We start from the raw sequence: 17,959 nt of genomic DNA on the forward strand, positions 1-17,959 counted from the left end.
CACTACTCTACGAGTCTCTTTTGACTCACAGAGCCTGTCATTCAACAGACTTTTTGCCGATGAGGCAAATAGCGGCGAAAATAGCGATTTAGCCTCGTCTTAATCCGACGGGGATCAACACCTAGTTTGTGCGACTCATGTTCCCTTTCTTTGCCCTCAATAAAACTGCTGAAGCCCCCGAAGTGATACAAATTCCAGCCAAAACAAACGAACCTCATCCGTTGGACGCGTTGACGGGGGGGGCATTTTCTGCCCATACCTCTACCGAGCGCACCACCCGAATCCGCGACTGGCTCGCCGGTTCGCCCACCTCGGACCAGATTCAGGCCGTGTTCAAGGAAATCAGTGGCAAGGACAAAGGCGCTGCCAAGCTCTTGCGTGAAAAGCTCGATGAGATCAAGCGTAGCAAAGGGCAAGAATCCATTGCGCAGGAATGGGCGGACAAAGCGCAGGCTTTGCTCGCGGTCGCCAAGCTCAATATTGCCGATGCCATGGCATGGCAACGTGACGCCGCCAAGGCTGGCGCGCCATTGAGCAAGGAGCCATTGAGCACCCTCAAAGGGCAACTCAGTGATCGGGTGAAGGTCATTGAAGACTTGCAGCATCGCGTGCAGGTGCAACGTGAAGCTGCTGTGTTGCTGGCCCAGCGCATTGAAGTGTTGTCCACGAAATCCTGGCGCGACGCGCAGGCCGTGGTTGAAGCACTGCATGCTGATGTGAATCACTGGCAGGCGCAGGCAACGTCCCTTCTGAGTGATGCGAACTGGGCGAGTGTTGAGGCCAAGTATCCGCCACTGCTGGACGCCTCCAAGGCGCAGTTGCTGGTTGTATGGGACGCTTTCAATACCGCCTTGGCGCAGGCCTCTGCGGCTGCCGCGGATGCCGCTGCTCCTTTGCCGCCGGTGCCCGTCTGGGCTGATGAATTGCGTGTGTTGCGTGGTGTGCCGATGGAGCCCGCTGCCAAGCCCAAAAAACCGCAGATTGACCCTGAAATCAAGGCCAAAGCCATAGCCACTGTGCGGAATGCGCTATCGAAAGTGGAGCAAGAGGTGGGCGAAGGTCATGGCAAGGCAAGTGCCGGAGCCGCTGCGGCCTTGCGCAATGCGCTCAAGGAGTTTGGCAAGATCATTGATGACAAGTTGGAAAACCAGGCCCATGCTGCGTTAGCTGCAGCGGGTGAATTGGAGGGGTGGCAGCGCTGGCGCGCCGATCAGTTGCGGGAAGAATTGGTGGCCAAGGCCGAAGGCTTGCTAAAGCGTCCCGAAGGCCAGGCAATGGGCGGACGCAAGATGCAGGAAAACTTGCGCGCGTTGCGTGATCAGTGGAAACAAACCGACCAGGGTGGCGTGCCCAATCACGGCCTGTGGAAACGTTTTGACGACGCCTGCAATGAAGCTCATAAAGTGGTGGAAGCCTGGTTGGAGAAGGTCAAGGCCGAGTCTGCCGAGCACCGTGCCCAGCGTGTGGCGTTGATTGAGGAAGTGACTGCCTGGGCGGCCGCCAACACGACTGCTTTGGATGATGACTGGAAAGGCTTCAGCCGCCTGCTTCATCAGTTTGGCGACCGTTGGCGCGATGGTGGCCACGTGGGTGAAAAAGCGTTTGCTGAATTGCAGCCCTTGTGGAAAGCCGCCATCAACACCGCTGCAGCGCCGCTTGAGGCTTTGCAAAAACGTAGTCTGGCGACCCGCCAGGCCATGATTGAGGAGGCCAAAGTGCTGGGTGCGCAACCCGAGTTGCGCATTGACGCCGTCAAGGCCCTGCAGCAACGTTGGCAGGCCGAGACTCATGTGGTGCCGATGGACCGTCGCCAAGAGCAAAAACTCTGGGACGCCTTTCGCAAACCGATCGACGAGGCGTTCAACCGCAAGACGGCAGAACGCGAGAAAGCGGATGCCGCCTTGGGTGAGCGTGACCGCACCGTGCTGGATGCCGCCAAGGCGCTGGAAGCTGCCAATGCTGCAGGCGACGCGCAAGGCATTCGAAATGCCATGAATGCATTGGACGCTGCCTTGCGCGGTCAAGCTCAGGCCAAAGCGGCCGTGCAGGCCGCTGAAGCAGTGGCAATTGCGGCTGTAGCCCAGGTGGAATCTGAGGATGCTGCTATCGAAAATGTAGTGGATCTACCGATTTCTGATTTTGAAGATACCGTGTTGTTGTCTCAACCGGACGCGGTAGCGGTCCCTGTTGAGGCGCCTGTGCCACCCAAAGCGGTGCCCAAACCTGTGGTTGCCGTGCGTGGTGATGACCGGCCTGGTATGAAGAAGACCGAACCCGCGCTCCCGGCACGAGGCGGCAAGTTTGGTGACCGCAAAGACGGTGGCCGTGACGGCGCCAGAGACGGCAACCGCGGCCCGCGCGATACCGGTTTCTCGGGACGCTCTGATGAGCGTGGACCACGTCGTGATAGCCGGGATGGTTCATCGGCAGGCTGGAGTGACGCTCCCCGTTTGGGCGACACCGCATTTCGAGCCCAACGCGATGCGATGGAGCACGCTCAACTGGCGCTGCGCCGGCTGGCTGCGCAGGCGCACGGCGAGGCACTCACCCAGTTGCTGGGTGCCTGGGAGCATCGCGATGCGGCTCAGGTTCCTTCAGCGCAGGACCTGGGCAACCGTGTGACCGCGGCCACCCGCAGCGCATGGACCAAAGCACTGGCTCAGGTACCTGCTGGAGACGCCAGCGTCGCCCTTTTGCGTCTCGAGATGGCGTCTGAAGTGCCCACACCCGCTGAACACCTCAATGCGCGTCGTGCATTGCAGCTGCAGTTGCTGACCAAACGCAATGATCCGGCTCCCGTGCAAACCTGGGGCCAGGACGCCGCTGCCGTGTTGGGCAGCGGGTTTGATGCCGGGGTGGCCCGCCGCCTGCAAACGGTGCTGAAGCTATTGCTCAAGCCGTAGGCGGAAGCGGGCAAAGATGGATTTTGCGAATGGTTTGCTCAAACGGCTTGAGCAACTCAATGACATCGGCGCTTCTTTATCCAAAGAGCGGGACATCACCCGCTTGCTTGAACGTATCTTGCTGGCCGCAAAAACCATCACTAACGCGGATGGGGGACGCTCTACCGCATGATGGAGGAATCTCAAACCTTGCGATTTGAGATTCTCCGGACCGATTCACTGCAGATTGCCATGGGGGGACGTCCGGGTCTACCATCAGTTTTCCTGATTTGCCGTTGGTTGACGCCGCGGGTGCCCCCAACGACTCGCTGGTGGCCGCCTATGCCGCCATTCACAGCCAGACGGTCAACATTGCCGACGCTTATATCGAGCCATGTGGACGGGTACAAACCGAGTTTCTGACGTCGGATGAGTTGGAGAATCTCACCATTCGTTCCGGTACGCTCACCCGCTGCAAATCGACGACGTTCAGTTGTAAGCGGTTTCGCGCTGTCCATCCGCGATGCAAGACTGCGGGATGTCAGGCTGTTTGGTCGACGGTAAGGCGCCGAACCGTCGCGGTGCTTCCCTCATCCCCCGACGATTGACTGATGCGCAGGACTTCAAGGCGTGGAGGTGTCGCTGCGGCGTCCCAGTCACTGAGGACAATCCGGCGCAATCCCGTTCGCGTGCCGTTTTGCATGGCATGTTCTGCGGGCTTGTGGGTGTGCCCGTGAATCAAGGTAGCCGCTTGCGCGCTGTTCAACCATTGGCAGCTTGCGGTTTCGTCCAGGTCGGCGTACGTCACATCGCTGTGTTTGCGCGTCTCGCTTTGCAGGCGCAGTGCACGGGCGATCTGCTGGCGCTCGGCCAGGGGTTTGCCGAGAAATTCCGCTTGCCACTGTGTGCTGCGCACCTGGCTGCGAAACTGCATGTAGTCCGTGTCATCCAGGCACAAAGCGTCGCCATGGGACAACAGCCAACGTTGGGCCGCAAACTCCAGAATCGTGGGGTCCGACAGCATCGTCATGCCGCAGGCTTTCGCAAATGCGGAGCCCAGCAAGAAGTCGCGATTCCCATGCATGAAAAAAACCGGCTTGCGACGCGACGTGTCTTTGATCACTTGGGCGCAGAGGGCTTCGAAGTTTTGAGGAGCAGATGACGGAGCAACGTTGCCGTCGTCGGCATACGCGAGCACGTCATCGCCCACCCACACCTCAAACAGATCACCCAGGATGAAAACCGCATCGGCCTGGGTTGTCTGCATGTAGCGCCTGAACGCATCGAAAGTGCTCATCTCACCGGTCTGCAGGTGCAGGTCGGAGATGAAATCAAGCTGGCGCCAATCCGGGGGCGCACGCAGTACCGGCGAGGGCGGGGCGGGTATCGCCCCCGGCTTCGACGGCACTGCCGGGGTCATGTCAAAGGGCCACGGCCTTTTCGATGATCACGTCAACTGCTGGCACGTCATCGTGGTGACCTTTGCGGCCAGTCTTGACGGCTTTGATTTTGTCGACCACTTCGGTGCCGCTGATCACTTTGCCAAATACCGCATAACCCCAACCCTGGGCCGAGATCGCGGTGTGGTTCAGGAAGCCGTTGTCAGCCACATTGATAAAGAACTGGGCCGTTGCCGAGTGTGGGTCACCGGTGCGGGCCATGGCCACGGTGTAGTTCAGGTTTTTGAGGCCGTTGTTGGCTTCGTTGTCGATGGCCTTATCGCCACGCTTTTCCTTCATGCCAGGTTCCATGCCGCCACCTTGCACCATGAAGCCCGGGATCACGCGATGAAAAATCGTGTTGTTGTAGTGGCCCTTGTTCACATAGCCCAAGAAGTTGGCGACCGTTTTAGGCGCTTTTTCCTGATCGAGTTCGAGTGTGATGACGCCGTAGTTGGCAATGTGGAGTTCGACTTGTGGGTTGCTCATGATTTATTTCACCAGGGTTGCAGAATTGATAAGAATGGGTGTCTTGGGAACGTCGGTCGGGAAAGGGCCGCCAGCGCCAGTGGGCGTGGTTTTGATTTTCTGGATCACATCCATGCCACTGATCACTTTACCGAACACGGTGTAGCCAAACAATTGAGGGGCATTGACCAGGTTGGCCCGGGGTGTCTTTTCGTAGACCCGACCCTGGTACTCAAATTTGGGTACGGGGTCGCCGGGCGGGATGACGATGGGATCAAGGAAACCATTGTCTTTGACGTTGATGAAAAACTGCGCAGTGGCAGATTGGGGGTCGTTGGTTCTTGCCATGGCCAGCGTTCCGATGACGTTTCTCGGCCCGCCTTTGGCCAGCGCTTCTTGTCCCTCATGCACCACGGGTGCACGGGTTTTCTTTTCGGCAAATTTGCCATCAAACCCGCCGCCCTGCACCATGAAGTTCTCGATCACTCGGTGGAAAATGGTGCCGTCGTAATGCTTGTCTTTGACGTACTGGAGGAAGTTTTCGACGGTTTTTGGCGCTTTGTCTGGGTAGACTTCGACCACAAAATCACCGGCTGAGGTGGCAAATTTGACTTGCGGAGCCACCTGGGCCAAGCTGCTGGTTGCTATCGAAATAGTAGCTACTCCCGAAATAAGGACGCGGGTTAAAGTCGAAAATGGTCTAAAAATCATCCAATGACTCCTTCAAAAAATATTTTCCACTGGTTGCCTTGCCGAACCCAGTATTGACGCTTGACAGGGCCTGTGCGGGCACCTTCGGCGACCTCACCAAAGGTAACCACCATCGTGTCTGCTGAATCCGTCCACCGCAGAAAGGAGAGGTCCTTGAGTTGAATGGAGCGCCCGCGAATTTTGTTGAGTTCGTCGCGTAAAGCGGGCGTCCATTGCGTCAACGTCTTGCCATTGCCATTGAAGTCGGCGGTGTAAAAGCCAAGCACATTGTCCACATTGCCACTGGATTTGGCGCGGTGCCATGCCGCCAAAGCAACCTCAAAAGGTTTGCCTGCCGAGCGGGCGCTACCCGGTGTGACCCAATTCAGTTGTTTGGAAATCACCACCGGCGTCGTGCGCACTTCAACCGTTCGAATGATCTGGTTGAGGTCGGGGTTGGCCAGTACCACGCAACCGTCGGTTGCCAGCGGAGGGCGTGAAAACTGACCGGGAGGCGTGCCATGCAGCCAGATCCCACTGCCGGTTTTGCCGCGTTTGGTATCCAGAATGTTGGGGTAGTTGATGGGCAACGCGCCTGAACCGTAAAAGTCTTTCAAAGACTTGGGGTCGAGGTTGCTGGTGATGAAGTACACGCCCAGCGGGGTGCGCAAGTCACCCTCGATGTTTTTCTCGATGCCCGACTTGCCGACCGAGACGTAATAGTCAGCAACCAGCGTCAGGCCCGTGGGCTTGTTTTCAAACAGGTAAAGGCGCGATCGCGAGGCGTCCACAGCAATCGCGTGTTTGTTGTTGGGCCCCAGTGTCAAAAACTCCGAGGGGATGGCGCCTTGTGGCGGTCGCTCCCGCAAGGCCTTGAGACGCATTTGCGACTCATCGCGCAACTCTCCGAGCACCGGCGCACCCGCTTTGAGCATGGCTTCTGGTACGTCACCGAGGGTGCGAACAGGCCGGGTACGGGCGGCCAACAGGTCGCCGTAGACCAGTTGGGCCAGTTGAAAGTGGGGGTAGTCGCGCACCAATGCTTCGGCTTGGGTCAGCGCTTCACGTGTTTCCGATTTGGCCACCAGCTGGTAGACGGCAATCAGGCGTGCTTCCGCTGCACCGACATCCACGCCTTTTTTTCGTGTGGCGGTTGCATGGGCCTGAGCACTGGTCTTTGGACTGACAGCCGTGGCTGCCGTTGTCGTGAGCGCAACCAAGGCGATCAGGGGTAGAACGAATAAATACCGCTTCATTGCTGCATCAGGCGAAAAGTGACGCCGCGGCGATCAGCAAAGCTGGCCGTGACCTGGTAGCCGCTATCAATTTCCAGTCGATTCCTTGGCAATTTGCCAACGATCACCCGCTTTCACCAAGTCAAGCGTTTTGCGGCTCGATACCACCAAGGCATCGGCCCGGTAATCTTGCCTGAACTTGGCGACCGCCTTGTGGCCGTTCACCGAGATCGCGAGGTTCTCCAGTTTTACGCTGATGTTGGATTTGCCATTGATGCGCTGGCGCCGCTCCTGTTCCCACGCGCTGCGGGATTGCGAGCCGGTGGGGTCGAAGTCCTTGCCGTAGGCGCTCAAATAGCCCGATACGTCTTTGCCAGACCAGGCTTTGGCCCAGGCTCGTACTGCGGCCTCCACGTCCTTGGCGGCGCTGTCGACCACCGCCGGTTTGGCAGACGCAGCAACAGGCGCTGGCACAACAGTCGGCGTGGGGGCTGCCACTGGCGCCGGAGTTGGCGTGGCCGCCACGACCGGGGGTTTAACCACTGGCGTGGCAGGCGCCGCTGGTGCAGGCGTTGTCGGCTTGGCTACCACGGCTGCCAGAACGGCTGGTGCCGCTGCGGGGGCCTGGTTCTTGATATTGGGTTGGAACAGGTCACGAATCAGCGCCAGTTTGGGCTGCACATCGGCGTTGGCGCCGTCAAGCTGCAGTGCCTTGTTGTAGGCCTGGCTGGCAAGCCGGGCGTACACATCGCCCAGGTTTTCATGCGCCGTGGCATAGCTGGGGTTGGTCCGGATCGCCATTTCAAGCGCTACGCGGGCTTTGTCAAACTGGCTTTGGCCGGCGTATAGCACGGCCAGGTTGTTGTAGGGCTCAGGCAACTCAGGGAAGTCTTCCGTGAGCTTGGTGAAGGTTGTGATGGCTTCCGCCTGCTTGCCGGAACTGCGCTGAATCACACCTTTGAGAAAGCGCATCTGCGGATCACGCGGCTTGCCTGCCAGGTAGGCGTCTGCCTTGCTCATGGCCTCCGGGAACTTGCTGGCACGAAGCAGTTGGTTGACATCACCGTACTCGTCTGCGAAGGCACTTGAGCTGATACAGGCAGCCGCCAGCATGAGCAGGCGAAGGGCATTGAAAATGGCAGAGTGGGCGTGCTTCATGTAGCTTTTGGGTTCTTGCTGGGTAAAAAATTGCCGAAGAAAGCAGGCAGGCAGGGCTTTATACTGGGTGTCATTGTAGCCGAGAGGGTGTTTTTAAGAGCCCTCTTATTACCGTTCCATTACCTCCGTGCCTGGGTCAACATCAGCTTGAACACCAAGAGGCCGCCGTCCGATACATCCATGAGTTTGCGCATTTACAACACGCTGTCGCGTGCACTGGAAACCTTGACACCACTTGAGCCCGGCCACGTGCGCATGTACGTCTGCGGCATGACCGTGTATGACCTTTGCCATCTGGGCCACGCCCGCTCCATGGTTGCTTTTGATGTGGTCCAGCGTTGGCTCAGGGCCAGTGGCCTGCGGGTCACTTATGTGCGCAATGTGACTGACATTGACGACAAAATCATCCGGCGCGCCGTGGAGAACGGGGAAACCATTCGCTCCCTGACCGACCGGATGGTGGACGCGCTGCACCAGGATGCCGATGCGCTGGGCATCGAGCGCCCCACCTTTGAGCCCCGGGCGACTGAGTTTGTGCCGCAAATGCTGGCACTCATCGGCCAGTTGACTCAAAAAGGCCTGGCCTACCAGTCTGCGGGCGGTGACGTGAACTACGCCGTTCGCAAGTTCCCTGGCTACGGCAAGCTCAGCGGCAAGTCGCTTGATGAGTTGCGCGCTGGCGAGCGTGTAGCCGTGCTCGACGGCAAGGACGATCCGCTTGATTTTGTGCTCTGGAAGACCGCCAAAGCGACCGAGCCTGAAGAAGCCAAATGGGACAGCGAATACGGCAAAGGCCGCCCTGGTTGGCACATCGAGTGCTCGGCCATGTGTGGCGAGATGCTGGGTGACACTTTTGACATCCATGGCGGCGGGGCTGATTTGCAGTTTCCCCACCATGAGAATGAAATCGCCCAGAGTGAGGGTGCCACAGGCAAACCCCTGGCCAGCGTCTGGATGCACAACGGCTTTGTGACGCGCGACAACGAAAAAATGTCCAAAAGCCTGGGCAACTTTTTCACCATTCGCGACATCCTGGCTCGCTTCGATGCGGAAACCACCCGGTTTTTCATCATCCGTGCGCATTACCGCAGCGCCTTGAACCACAGTGATGCCCACCTGGACGATGCCCGTAACTCGCTCAAGCGCCTGTACACCGCGCTGGATCTGGTGCCGCCGGTCATGGTCAGCATGGATTGGTCGCAGCCTTTTGCGCAACGATTCAAAGTGGCGATGGACGAGGACTTTGGCACGCCTGAAGCCGTCGCGGTGCTGTTTGAATTGGCGACCGAAGTCAACAAGACCCGCTCACCCGAACTGGCGGGCTTGCTCAAGGCGCTGGGTGGTTGCATTGGGTTGCTACAGGGGGATCCCAAGGATTTCTTGCAGTCCGGTGCCACATTGGACGAGTCGACCATTGCCGCCCTGATCGCTCAACGTGTGGCCGCCAAGGTGGGCAAAGATTTTGCTGAGGCCGACCGTATTCGCCAGGAACTCCTGGCCAAGGGCATTGTCCTGAAGGACTCTGCCCAAGGAACAACCTGGGAGTCTGTGTCGTGACGTTTTTTAAGTGTTTTGGCCTCTGGCCCAAGAGCAGCGTGCGATGATAGCTCCTAAAATCGTAGCGCCAGTTGTCGCTACCCCTGCTTATTGGGCGGACGCCTGCAAGCATCTGATGAAGAAAGACCGCGTGATGAAGCGGCTCATTCCCCAGTTTGGTGACGCCTGCCTGCAGACCCGGGGCGATGCTTTTGTCACGCTGGCGCGAAGCATTGTGGGGCAGCAGATTTCCGTCAAGGCCGCGCAGACGGTGTGGGACCGCTTTGCCTTGTTGCCCAAAAAAATCACCGCCGCCAACGTGCTCAAACTCAAGGTCGACGACATGCGTGCGGCTGGTTTGAGTGCCCGCAAGGTCGAGTACCTGGTCGATCTGGCGCTGCACTTTGACAATGGTGCGGTCCACGTCAAGGCGTGGGAGAGCATGGACGACGAAGCTATCATCGCTGAGCTGATTGCCATCCGCGGCATTGGCCGCTGGACGGCCGAAATGTTCCTGATCTTTCATCTGATGCGGCCGAACGTGTTGCCGCTTGACGATGTGGGTCTGATCAACGGCATCAGTCAAAGCTATTTTTCAGGTGACGTGGTGAGCCGCAGCGATGCCCGTGAGGTCGCCGCCGCCTGGGCGCCTTACTGCAGTGTGGCAACTTGGTATATTTGGCGCTCGCTTGATCCGGTGCCGGTAGAGTATTGAAATTTGGCGGGACAAGGCGCAGCGCTCTGCAGCGCCCACGCTGTCCCCAACGCTATAGGAGTCTGTATGGCTAAGAAAACATTTCTCGATTTCGAGACCCCCATTGCCGATCTTGAAAACAAAATTGAAGAACTGCGGTACGTGCAAACCGAGTCCGCCGTTGATATTTCGGCTGAAATCGACCAGTTGGCCAAGAAGAGCCAGCAGCTCACCAAAGACATCTACAGTGACCTGACGCCTTGGCAGATCACCAAGATCGCCCGCCACGCCGAACGTCCTTACACGCTGGACTACGTCAACGAGATATTCACCCATTTCGTCGAGTTGCATGGCGATCGGCATTTTTCGGATGACCTGAGCATCGTGGGCGGCCTGGCGCGCTTCAACGGCACACCGTGCATGGTCATCGGCCAGCAAAAGGGGCGTGACACGAAAGAGCGTGGGCTGCGCAACTTTGGCATGAGCAAGCCCGAGGGTTATCGCAAGGCTCTGCGGCTCATGAAAACCGCCGAAAAATTCAAACTGCCGGTCTTTACCTTTGTCGACACGCCCGGTGCGTACCCCGGCATTGATGCAGAAGAGCGTGGCCAGTCGGAGGCCATTGGCCGCAATATTTTCGAGATGGCACAGCTTGAAGTGCCCATCATCACCACCATCATCGGTGAAGGCGGCTCGGGCGGCGCCTTGGCCATCTCCATTGGTGATCAGGTGCTGATGCTCCAGTATTCGATCTATTCGGTCATCAGCCCCGAAGGCTGTGCCTCCATCCTCTGGAAAACGTCTGACAAGGCGCAGGAAGCGGCTGATGCCCTGGGTATCACGGCGCACCGACTCAAGGCGCTGGGGGTGATTGACAAGATCGTCAACGAACCCGTCGGTGGCGCCCACCGCGACCACAAGCAGATGGCGGCGTTTCTGAAGCGCGCGCTGAACGATGCGTACCGTCAGGTCAGCGATCTCAAGGTGAAAGAGTTGCTGGACCGTCGTTATGACCGTTTGCAAAGTTACGGCCGATTTACCGACACCAAGGCGGCGTCCAAGTAGCGTGTGCCAAGGCCGCCCGTGACAGCGTCGCTGGTCGGCGCCATGGCCGCCTTTTCGCCGGCCTTGCCGCTGGCGGTGGCTTTCAGCGGCGGCGCCGATTCGACCGCCTTGTTATTGGCTTGCGCCCGCAAGTGGCCAGGCCAGGTGCAGGCCATTCACATTCATCACGGCCTGCAGGCCGCCGCAGACGAATTCGAGCAGCATTGCCAACGCTTTTGCGCCCAGCTGGCGGTGCCGCTGATCGTCAAAAGAGTGGATGGCAGGCATTCGCCCGGTCAAAGCCCCGAGGATGCAGCGCGTCGCGCCCGATACAAGGCTTTTGAGGCTGTAGCCCTTGATTACCATGCAGAGTTTGCTATTAAAACTATAGCAATTGCACAGCATGCAGATGACCAGGCTGAAACGCTTTTATTGGCCCTGAGCCGTGGCAGTGGCCTGCCGGGCCTGAGCGCCATGCCCGCTACCTGGGCGCGCGAAGGCATCACCTACCACCGGCCGCTGCTGGCGGTTCGCGCTGCGGACATTCGTTCCTGGCTGGCGCAGGCGGGTGTGGGCTTCATCGAAGACCCGACCAATACCGATGAGCAGTTCACCCGCAATCGCATACGTGCACGGGTGTTGCCGGCACTTGAGGCCACATTCCCGCATTTTCGTGACACGTTCTCTCGCAGTGCTGCTCACGCGGCGCAGGCGCAATCGTTGCTGCTGGAGGTCGCTCGGGAGGATTTGGCGTCGGTGGGCCTCCCGCCGGTGATCAAACAAGTGCAGCGTTTGAGCCGGGCACGTCAGGCCAATGTTTTGAGGTACTGGCTCAACACCACGTTCAAGACGGTGCCCAGCGCTGCGCAACTTCATGAGTTGCTGGATCAGGTCGCGGCCTGCACTACGCGGGGCCACCAGATCCGCATCAAGGTGGGCGCTGGCTTTGCCGAGCGCAGGGGGGCTGTGTTGCATTGGTACAATCCCGTGGTTTTGCTCTAAAAAAATCCTTCCAATGGCACTGATCGTTCACAAATACGGCGGCACGTCGATGGGTTCTACGGAACGCATCCGCAATGTTGCCAAACGCGTCGCCAAATGGGCACGCGCCGGCCACCAAATGGTGGTCGTTCCTTCCGCCATGAGTGGCGAGACCAACCGTTTGCTCGGGCTTGCCAAGGAGTTGGCGCCTGCCAAGGCGTCGGACGCCTACAGTCGTGAACTCGACATGCTGGCCTCTACCGGCGAGCAGGCCTCCAGTGCGCTGCTGGCGATTGCCTTGCAAGCCGAGGGCATGGAGTCAGTCAGTTACGCGGGCTGGCAAGTGCCCATCCGCACCAACAGCGCCCACACCAAAGCCCGGATCGAGTCGATTGAAGACACCAAGGTCCGCGCCGGTCTCGAAGCGGGCCGTGTGGTCATCGTGACCGGTTTCCAGGGTATTGATGACCAAGGCAACATCACCACGCTGGGGCGCGGTGGTTCGGACACCTCTGCCGTCGCCGTGGCCGCTGCCATGAAGGCGGCCGAATGCCTGATTTATACCGACGTGGACGGCGTTTACACGACCGACCCGCGCGTGGTGCCCGAAGCCCGTCGCCTGCAGACCGTGAGCTTTGAGGAGATGCTGGAAATGGCCTCCATGGGCTCCAAAGTCCTGCAGATCCGCTCCGTCGAATTTGCTGGCAAATACCGGGTGCCGTTGCGCGTTTTGAGCAGTTTCACCCCCTGGGATATTGACATCAACGAGGAAGCCACCTCCGGCACTCTGATCACTTTTGAGGAAGACGAACACATGGAACAAGCTATTGTTTCCGGCATAGCATTTACCCGGGACGAAGCCAAGATATCAGTACTGGGCGTGCCGGACACCCCGGGTATTGCCTACCAAATTCTGGGTGTGATTGCCGACGCCAACATCGATGTGGACGTGATCATCCAGAACGTCAGCAAAGACGGCAAGACTGATTTCAGTTTCACGGTGACGCGCGGTGATTACGCCAAGGCGGTGGACCTGCTCAAGGAACGTGTGTTGCCCAAGCTGGGTGCGCAAGAAGTCATCGGTGATGCCAAAATCTGCAAGGTCAGTATTGTGGGCATCGGGATGCGCAGTCACGTGGGTATTGCCAGCAAGATGTTCCGTTGCCTGAGTGAAGAAGGCATCAACATCCAGATGATCTCCACCAGCGAAATCAAGACCTCGGTGGTCATTGATGAGAAATACATGGAGCTTGCCGTGCGTGCTTTGCACAAGGCATTTGACCTGGACCAGGCACCGGCCTGAAAGTGGCCTCCAAGTCGTGAGATAATATGACCAGTTAATTTTTGGAATCGTGACCGAGTGGCCGAAGGTGCTCCCCTGCTAAGGGAGTATGGGACTTAAAATTCCATCGAGAGTTCGAATCTCTCCGATTCCTCCAAAAAATGAAAAAAGCCCATGTAAATCATGGGCTTTTTTTTGTCTGCTTGTTTCGACTATCAAATTGACTATCAAAACGTTTGGCGATCAAAACTCGGTCTGTCACACTGCCTTGACCCCCATAGTGGTTTGGCAGAAACCGCTCCAAGGTAAACTTAATGGCTACCACCAACCCAAACTTATCTTCCTTCATCTGGTCCGTCGCTGACCTCCTGCGTGGTGACTACAAGCAATCCGAATACGGCAAGGTCATCCTGCCCTTCACCGTGCTGCGCCGTCTGGACTGTGTGCTGGAGCCGACCAAGGCCGCCGTGTTGGCCGAGAAAACCACCCGCGAAGCCGCTGGCCTGAATGCCGAACCTTTTTTGCTGCGCAAATCAGGCCAGTTCTTCTACAACACCTCGCCGCTGGATTTAAAGAAGCTGATGGGCGACCAGGATCACATTGGCGAAAACCTGCGCGCTTACATGCAAGCGTTCAGCCCGGCCGTGCGTGACATCTTCGAAAGCTTCGAATTTCACACCCAGATCGACAAGCTTGCTAAGTCCGGCCTGCTTTACATGGTCACCGAGAAATTCGCCACCATTGACCTGCACCCAGATGGCGTCAGCAATGCCGAAATGGGTGCCGTGTTTGAAGAGCTGATCCGCAAGTTTGCCGAACTCTCCAATGAAACCGCGGGTGAACACTTCACCCCGCGTGAAGTCATCCGCTTGATGGTCAACCTGTTGTTCATTGAAGACGATGCAGCCCTGACCAAACCCGGCGTGGTGCGCAGTCTGTACGACCCAACGGCAGGCACCGGTGGCATGTTGAGTGTGGCCGGTGAACATTTGGCCAGCCTGAACCCCGACGCCCGTCTGGTCATGTACGGTCAAGAGCTCAACCCCGAGTCTTACGCCATTTGCAAGGCCGACATGCTCATCAAGGGTCAGGACATTGCCAACATCATCTTGGGCAACACCCTGTCCAACGATGGCCTGAATGGCAAGGTGTTTGATTACAGCCTGTCCAATCCGCCGTTTGGCGTGGAGTGGAAGAAGATCGAGAAGGAAATCCGCAAGGAAGCCGAGCAACAAGGCTACAACGGCCGCTTTGGCCCCGGCCTGCCGCGTGTCAGCGACGGCTCGTTGCTGTTCTTGCTGCACCTGATCGCCAAGATGCGCCCAGCCGTGGATGGTGGCAGCCGCTTTGGCATTGTGCTCAACGGCTCACCCCTGTTCACCGGTGGCGCTGGCAGTGGCGAGAGCGAGATTCGCCGCTACGTGTTGGAAAACGATTTGGTCGAAGCCATCATTGCCCTGCCGACCGACATGTTTTACAACACCGGCATCAGCACTTATGTCTGGATCGTCAGCAACCGCAAGCCCAAGGCGCGCAAAGGCAAGGTGCAGCTGATTGATGCCAGCAGCTTCTGGCAGAAGATGCGCAAGAGCCTGGGCTCCAAGCGCAAAGAACTCAGCCCGGCCCACATCGACGACATCACCCGACTGTTTGGGAACTTTGAAGAGCTGACCCGCGACGGCGTGCCGATCAGCCGCATCTTTGCCAATGACGCCTTCGGTTACCACACCATCACCGTCGAGCGGCCCGAACGGGATGAGGCGGGTCAGGTGGTACTGGCCCTCAAAGGCAAGTCAAAAGGCAAGCCAATGCCCGACAGCAGCCTGCGAGATACCGAAAATGTGCCGCTCAGTGACGACATCGCCGCCTACTTTCAGCGTGAAGTGCTGCCCCATGCGCCCGATGCCTGGATTGACACCGAGAAAACCAAGATTGGTTATGAGATTCCGTTCAACCGCCACTTCTACGTTTTCAAGCCCCCGCGCCCGCTGGCCGAGATTGATACCGAGCTGAAAGGCGTGACCGACCGGATTTTGAGCATGATTGGGGGGCTGACGGCATGACCCAACCCCTGCAAACCCTGCCACCCGACTATGCCCAATGGCTGACCAGCCTCAAGCAGCGCATCCGGGGTTCCCGTCAGCGGGCGCTCTTGGCCGCCAACGAGGCGCAGATACGGCTTTATCACAGCATCGGGCTCGACATTCTGGAGCGCCAAAGCCAGCAAGGCTGGGGTGCCAAGGTCATTGATCGGCTGGCCCGCGACCTGCGGGCGGCCTTTGCTGAGATGAAGGGTCTGTCCGCCACCAATCTCAAGTACATGCGGTTTTTTGCGCATGAATGTCCTGATCGGCTAATTGGTCAGCAGTCTGCTGACCAATTGCCCTGGTTCCACATCGTCACCCTCATTACCAAGCTAACAGACCCGGTTTTGCGTGATTGGTATGCCCGCGCCGCCCTGGAGCAATCCTGGCCGCGTGACACGCTGGTCATTCAGATCAAAAACCAGCTGCACTTGCGCCAAGGTGCCGCCGTGACCAACTTTGACAAACGCCTGACATCCCCGCAAGCGGGTCTGGCCAGCCAGATTCTCAAAGACCCGTACCACTTTGACTTTCTGGGGTTGGGCGACGAAGCCCATGAGCGCGACATTGAAACCGCCCTGATTCGCCACGTCACCCGCTTTCTACTGGAGCTGGGGGCCGGGTTCGCTTTTGTGGGCCGCCAGTTCCGGCTGGAAGTGGCCGGGGACGAGTTCTTTATCGACCTGCTTTTTTATCACACACGCTTGAAATGTTACGTCGTGGTCGAACTCAAGGCCCATGCGTTCAAGCCCGAGCATGTGGGGCAATTGAGCTTTTACCTCAGCGCCGTGGATGCCCAAGTCAAGGCCGACGATGACAAGCCCACTATCGGCCTGCTGCTGTGCCGCACGCAGAACCGGCTGGTGGCGGAGTACGCGTTATCCGGCATCGACAAGCCGATTGGCGTGGCCGAATACCAACTGGTGCGCGCTCTGCCGGAGCCGCTGGACACCAGCCTGCCCAGCATTGAAGAGATTGAAGCCGAGTTTTCCGGCGATCTGGATCAGGAGGTGCAGTCATGAGCTTTGCGCGTTACCCCGATTACAAAGACAGCGGCGTGGAGTGGCTGGGGGAGGTGCCGGGGCATTGGGATGTGTGGAAGTTAGCTCATGCTTTTCCACTGATTGGGAGTGGCACGACGCCAAAAACTGACATCCGCAAATACTACGATGATGGTGATATTCCTTGGGTCAACACTGGAGATCTAAATGACGGTGAACTTGATAACTGTGAAAAACGAATCACTGCACATGCTTTAGCTGAACACACGTCACTAAAAATCTATCCTGCCGGATCACTGCTGATTGCGATGTATGGTGCGACGATTGGGAAGCTTGCCATGATGCGTTTCCCGGCAACTGTGAACCAAGCATGTTGTGTGTTTGCAGGCGAATCGGAAATTGTGTCCAAGTTCATGTTTTATTGGTTTCTTGGTTTTCGTCAGCAAATTCTGAGCCTCTCCACAGGTGGTGGCCAACCAAATATCAGTCAAGATATCTTGAGGTCTTTGCGTGTTGCTTGTCCAAACGATGTCGAGCAAACCAAAATCGCCGCCTTCCTCGACCGCGAGACCGCGAAGATTGATGGGCTGGTGGCGGAGCAGCGGCGGCTGATGGCGCTGCTGAAAGAAAAACGCCAGGCCGTCATCTCCCACGCGGTCACCCAAGGCCTGAATCCCAATGCCTCCATGAAGCCGTCCGGTATCGAATGGATGGGGGATGTACCGGAACATTGGGAGGTGACAAAGATCAAACGATATGTTGAGACCTTTGAACAGGGTTGGAGTCCGCAATGCGAGGGTTTCCCCGTTGAAAATGATCAGGAATGGGGTGTGCTCAAAGTAGGCTGCGTCAACGGAGGCACGTTCAGGCCCGAAGAGAACAAGAGGTTGCCGCCCGAATTGGAGCCGATATCAAGCTTGGGCATTGCGATGGGCGATTTACTGATTTCCCGAGCAAACACACGCGAATTGGTCGGTGGCGCGGCTGTCGTGAAGCAGGATCACAAGAATCTTTTGTTGTGCGACAAGCTCTACCGACTTCGCTTTCCACCAACGGTTTGCGCGCCAACGTTCATAGCACTTTACCTTGGCACTGGCATGGCACGTGGGCAAATTGAGCTTGCGGCAACCGGTGCCAGCAGCTCAATGGTCAACATTGCTCAATCCACCATATTGGAGTTGGAATTGGCTTTCCCAGAGTTTCAGGAACAACAAACCATCGTCACGTTTCTCGAAACTGAATCCGCCAAGTTCAACACCCTCACCGCCGAAGCCCAACGCGCCATCGACCTGCTGCAAGAGCGCCGCACCGCGCTGATCTCCGCCGCCGTCACTGGCCAGATTGATGTGCGGGGCGCTGTTTAGTTGCTATTATTTTAGTAGCTACTTGCGCTTATTCCACGTGGGCTAGAGGCCGATTTGACTTCAAACTCTAGGTTTTTCACGCTCAAGCACTGGCTTAACAG

Annotated in this window: 15 protein-coding genes and 1 tRNA gene; 11 read left to right on the top strand and 5 right to left on the bottom strand. The window is 57.8% G+C overall.

What is annotated here, in order from left to right; translation table 11 throughout:
• Nucleotides 1-137: 137 nt before the first annotated feature.
• Nucleotides 138-2,903 carry a DUF349 domain-containing protein gene (locus AC097N_RS01405; RefSeq protein ID WP_479578940.1) on the top strand — a complete coding sequence of 922 codons (2,766 nt, stop codon included), beginning with the start codon at nucleotides 138-140 and terminating at the stop codon, nucleotides 2,901-2,903.
• A gap of 16 nt (nucleotides 2,904-2,919) precedes the next feature.
• Nucleotides 2,920-3,075, top strand: coding sequence for a hypothetical protein (locus AC097N_RS01410; RefSeq protein WP_479578941.1), 156 nt, complete (start codon nucleotides 2,920-2,922; stop codon nucleotides 3,073-3,075).
• Nucleotides 3,076-3,423: 348 nt separating this feature from the next.
• On the opposite strand, the gene AC097N_RS01415 is transcribed toward AC097N_RS01410, so the two are convergent.
• The 5 genes from AC097N_RS01415 to AC097N_RS01435 form a co-directional block, all read right to left on the bottom strand.
• Nucleotides 3,424-4,302, bottom strand: coding sequence for a UDP-2,3-diacylglucosamine diphosphatase (locus AC097N_RS01415; protein WP_479578942.1), 879 nt, complete (start codon nucleotides 4,300-4,302; stop codon nucleotides 3,424-3,426).
• 1 nt (nucleotide 4,303) lies between these two features.
• On the bottom strand, nucleotides 4,304-4,810 hold the full coding sequence (locus tag AC097N_RS01420; protein ID WP_479578943.1) for a peptidylprolyl isomerase: 507 nt from the start codon (nucleotides 4,808-4,810) through the stop codon (nucleotides 4,304-4,306).
• A gap of 3 nt (nucleotides 4,811-4,813) precedes the next feature.
• A complete protein-coding gene (locus AC097N_RS01425; protein WP_479578944.1) occupies nucleotides 4,814-5,500 on the bottom strand; it encodes a peptidylprolyl isomerase in 687 nt (228 codons plus the stop codon).
• Nucleotides 5,497-6,735, bottom strand: a complete 1,239-nt coding sequence (locus AC097N_RS01430) for a L,D-transpeptidase family protein (RefSeq protein ID WP_479578945.1) — start codon at nucleotides 6,733-6,735, stop codon at nucleotides 5,497-5,499. The genes AC097N_RS01425 and AC097N_RS01430 overlap by 4 nt, the downstream gene beginning before the upstream one ends.
• Nucleotides 6,736-6,801: 66 nt before the next feature.
• The gene (locus AC097N_RS01435) at nucleotides 6,802-7,872 is read right to left on the bottom strand and encodes a L,D-transpeptidase Cds6 family protein (RefSeq protein ID WP_479578946.1); all 1,071 of its coding nucleotides are present in this window, start codon (nucleotides 7,870-7,872) and stop codon (nucleotides 6,802-6,804) included.
• 180 nt (nucleotides 7,873-8,052) lie between these two features.
• Between AC097N_RS01435 and cysS the strand changes: the two genes are divergently transcribed.
• The 9 genes from cysS (at nucleotide 8,053) to AC097N_RS01480 (ending at nucleotide 17,858) form a co-directional block, all read left to right on the top strand.
• Nucleotides 8,053-9,429: a cysteine--tRNA ligase gene (cysS, locus tag AC097N_RS01440; protein ID WP_479578947.1), complete on the top strand. Its 1,377-nt coding sequence runs from the start codon at nucleotides 8,053-8,055 to the stop codon at nucleotides 9,427-9,429.
• Between the two features lie 43 nt (nucleotides 9,430-9,472).
• Nucleotides 9,473-10,123 carry a DNA-3-methyladenine glycosylase family protein gene (locus AC097N_RS01445; protein WP_479578948.1) on the top strand — a complete coding sequence of 217 codons (651 nt, stop codon included), beginning with the start codon at nucleotides 9,473-9,475 and terminating at the stop codon, nucleotides 10,121-10,123.
• A gap of 66 nt (nucleotides 10,124-10,189) precedes the next feature.
• Nucleotides 10,190-11,167: an acetyl-CoA carboxylase carboxyltransferase subunit alpha gene (locus tag AC097N_RS01450; protein WP_479578949.1), complete on the top strand. Its 978-nt coding sequence runs from the start codon at nucleotides 10,190-10,192 to the stop codon at nucleotides 11,165-11,167.
• Between the two features lie 18 nt (nucleotides 11,168-11,185).
• Nucleotides 11,186-12,148 (top strand): tRNA lysidine(34) synthetase TilS, encoded by a 963-nt coding sequence (gene tilS, locus AC097N_RS01455; protein WP_479578950.1) that lies wholly within the window; start codon nucleotides 11,186-11,188, stop codon nucleotides 12,146-12,148.
• Nucleotides 12,149-12,161: 13 nt separating this feature from the next.
• Nucleotides 12,162-13,430, top strand: coding sequence for an aspartate kinase (locus AC097N_RS01460; RefSeq protein WP_479578951.1), 1,269 nt, complete (start codon nucleotides 12,162-12,164; stop codon nucleotides 13,428-13,430).
• A gap of 43 nt (nucleotides 13,431-13,473) precedes the next feature.
• Nucleotides 13,474-13,566: transfer RNA gene (locus AC097N_RS01465), tRNA-Ser, on the top strand.
• A 157-nt stretch (nucleotides 13,567-13,723) separates the two neighbouring features.
• Nucleotides 13,724-15,472, top strand: coding sequence for a type I restriction-modification system subunit M (locus AC097N_RS01470; RefSeq protein WP_479578952.1), 1,749 nt, complete (start codon nucleotides 13,724-13,726; stop codon nucleotides 15,470-15,472).
• The gene (locus tag AC097N_RS01475; RefSeq protein ID WP_479578953.1) at nucleotides 15,469-16,515 is read left to right on the top strand and encodes a PDDEXK nuclease domain-containing protein; all 1,047 of its coding nucleotides are present in this window, start codon (nucleotides 15,469-15,471) and stop codon (nucleotides 16,513-16,515) included. The genes AC097N_RS01470 and AC097N_RS01475 overlap by 4 nt, the downstream gene beginning before the upstream one ends.
• On the top strand, nucleotides 16,512-17,858 hold the full coding sequence (locus AC097N_RS01480) for a restriction endonuclease subunit S (RefSeq protein ID WP_479578954.1): 1,347 nt from the start codon (nucleotides 16,512-16,514) through the stop codon (nucleotides 17,856-17,858). Before AC097N_RS01475 ends, AC097N_RS01480 begins: the two co-directional genes overlap by 4 nt.
• The last annotated feature ends 101 nt before the right edge of the window (nucleotides 17,859-17,959 follow it).

The sequence above is a fragment of the Rhodoferax sp. LS1R11 genome, assembly GCF_056521395.1.

Excerpts from the sequence above, each read along its gene's own strand:
- AC097N_RS01405 (WP_479578940.1), top strand. The coding sequence starts at position 138 with ATGTTCCCTTTCTTTGCCCTCAATAAAACTGCTGAAGCCCCCGAAGTG.
- AC097N_RS01410 (WP_479578941.1), top strand. The coding sequence starts at position 2,920 with ATGGATTTTGCGAATGGTTTGCTCAAACGGCTTGAGCAACTCAATGAC.
- AC097N_RS01415 (WP_479578942.1), bottom strand. The coding sequence starts at position 4,302 with ATGACCCCGGCAGTGCCGTCGAAGCCGGGGGCGATACCCGCCCCGCCC.
- AC097N_RS01420 (WP_479578943.1), bottom strand. The coding sequence starts at position 4,810 with ATGAGCAACCCACAAGTCGAACTCCACATTGCCAACTACGGCGTCATC.
- AC097N_RS01425 (WP_479578944.1), bottom strand. The coding sequence starts at position 5,500 with ATGATTTTTAGACCATTTTCGACTTTAACCCGCGTCCTTATTTCGGGA.
- AC097N_RS01430 (WP_479578945.1), bottom strand. The coding sequence starts at position 6,735 with ATGAAGCGGTATTTATTCGTTCTACCCCTGATCGCCTTGGTTGCGCTC.
- AC097N_RS01435 (WP_479578946.1), bottom strand. The coding sequence starts at position 7,872 with ATGAAGCACGCCCACTCTGCCATTTTCAATGCCCTTCGCCTGCTCATG.
- cysS (WP_479578947.1), top strand. The coding sequence starts at position 8,053 with ATGAGTTTGCGCATTTACAACACGCTGTCGCGTGCACTGGAAACCTTG.
- AC097N_RS01445 (WP_479578948.1), top strand. The coding sequence starts at position 9,473 with ATGATAGCTCCTAAAATCGTAGCGCCAGTTGTCGCTACCCCTGCTTAT.
- AC097N_RS01450 (WP_479578949.1), top strand. The coding sequence starts at position 10,190 with ATGGCTAAGAAAACATTTCTCGATTTCGAGACCCCCATTGCCGATCTT.
- AC097N_RS01460 (WP_479578951.1), top strand. The coding sequence starts at position 12,162 with ATGGCACTGATCGTTCACAAATACGGCGGCACGTCGATGGGTTCTACG.
- AC097N_RS01470 (WP_479578952.1), top strand. The coding sequence starts at position 13,724 with ATGGCTACCACCAACCCAAACTTATCTTCCTTCATCTGGTCCGTCGCT.
- AC097N_RS01475 (WP_479578953.1), top strand. The coding sequence starts at position 15,469 with ATGACCCAACCCCTGCAAACCCTGCCACCCGACTATGCCCAATGGCTG.
- AC097N_RS01480 (WP_479578954.1), top strand. The coding sequence starts at position 16,512 with ATGAGCTTTGCGCGTTACCCCGATTACAAAGACAGCGGCGTGGAGTGG.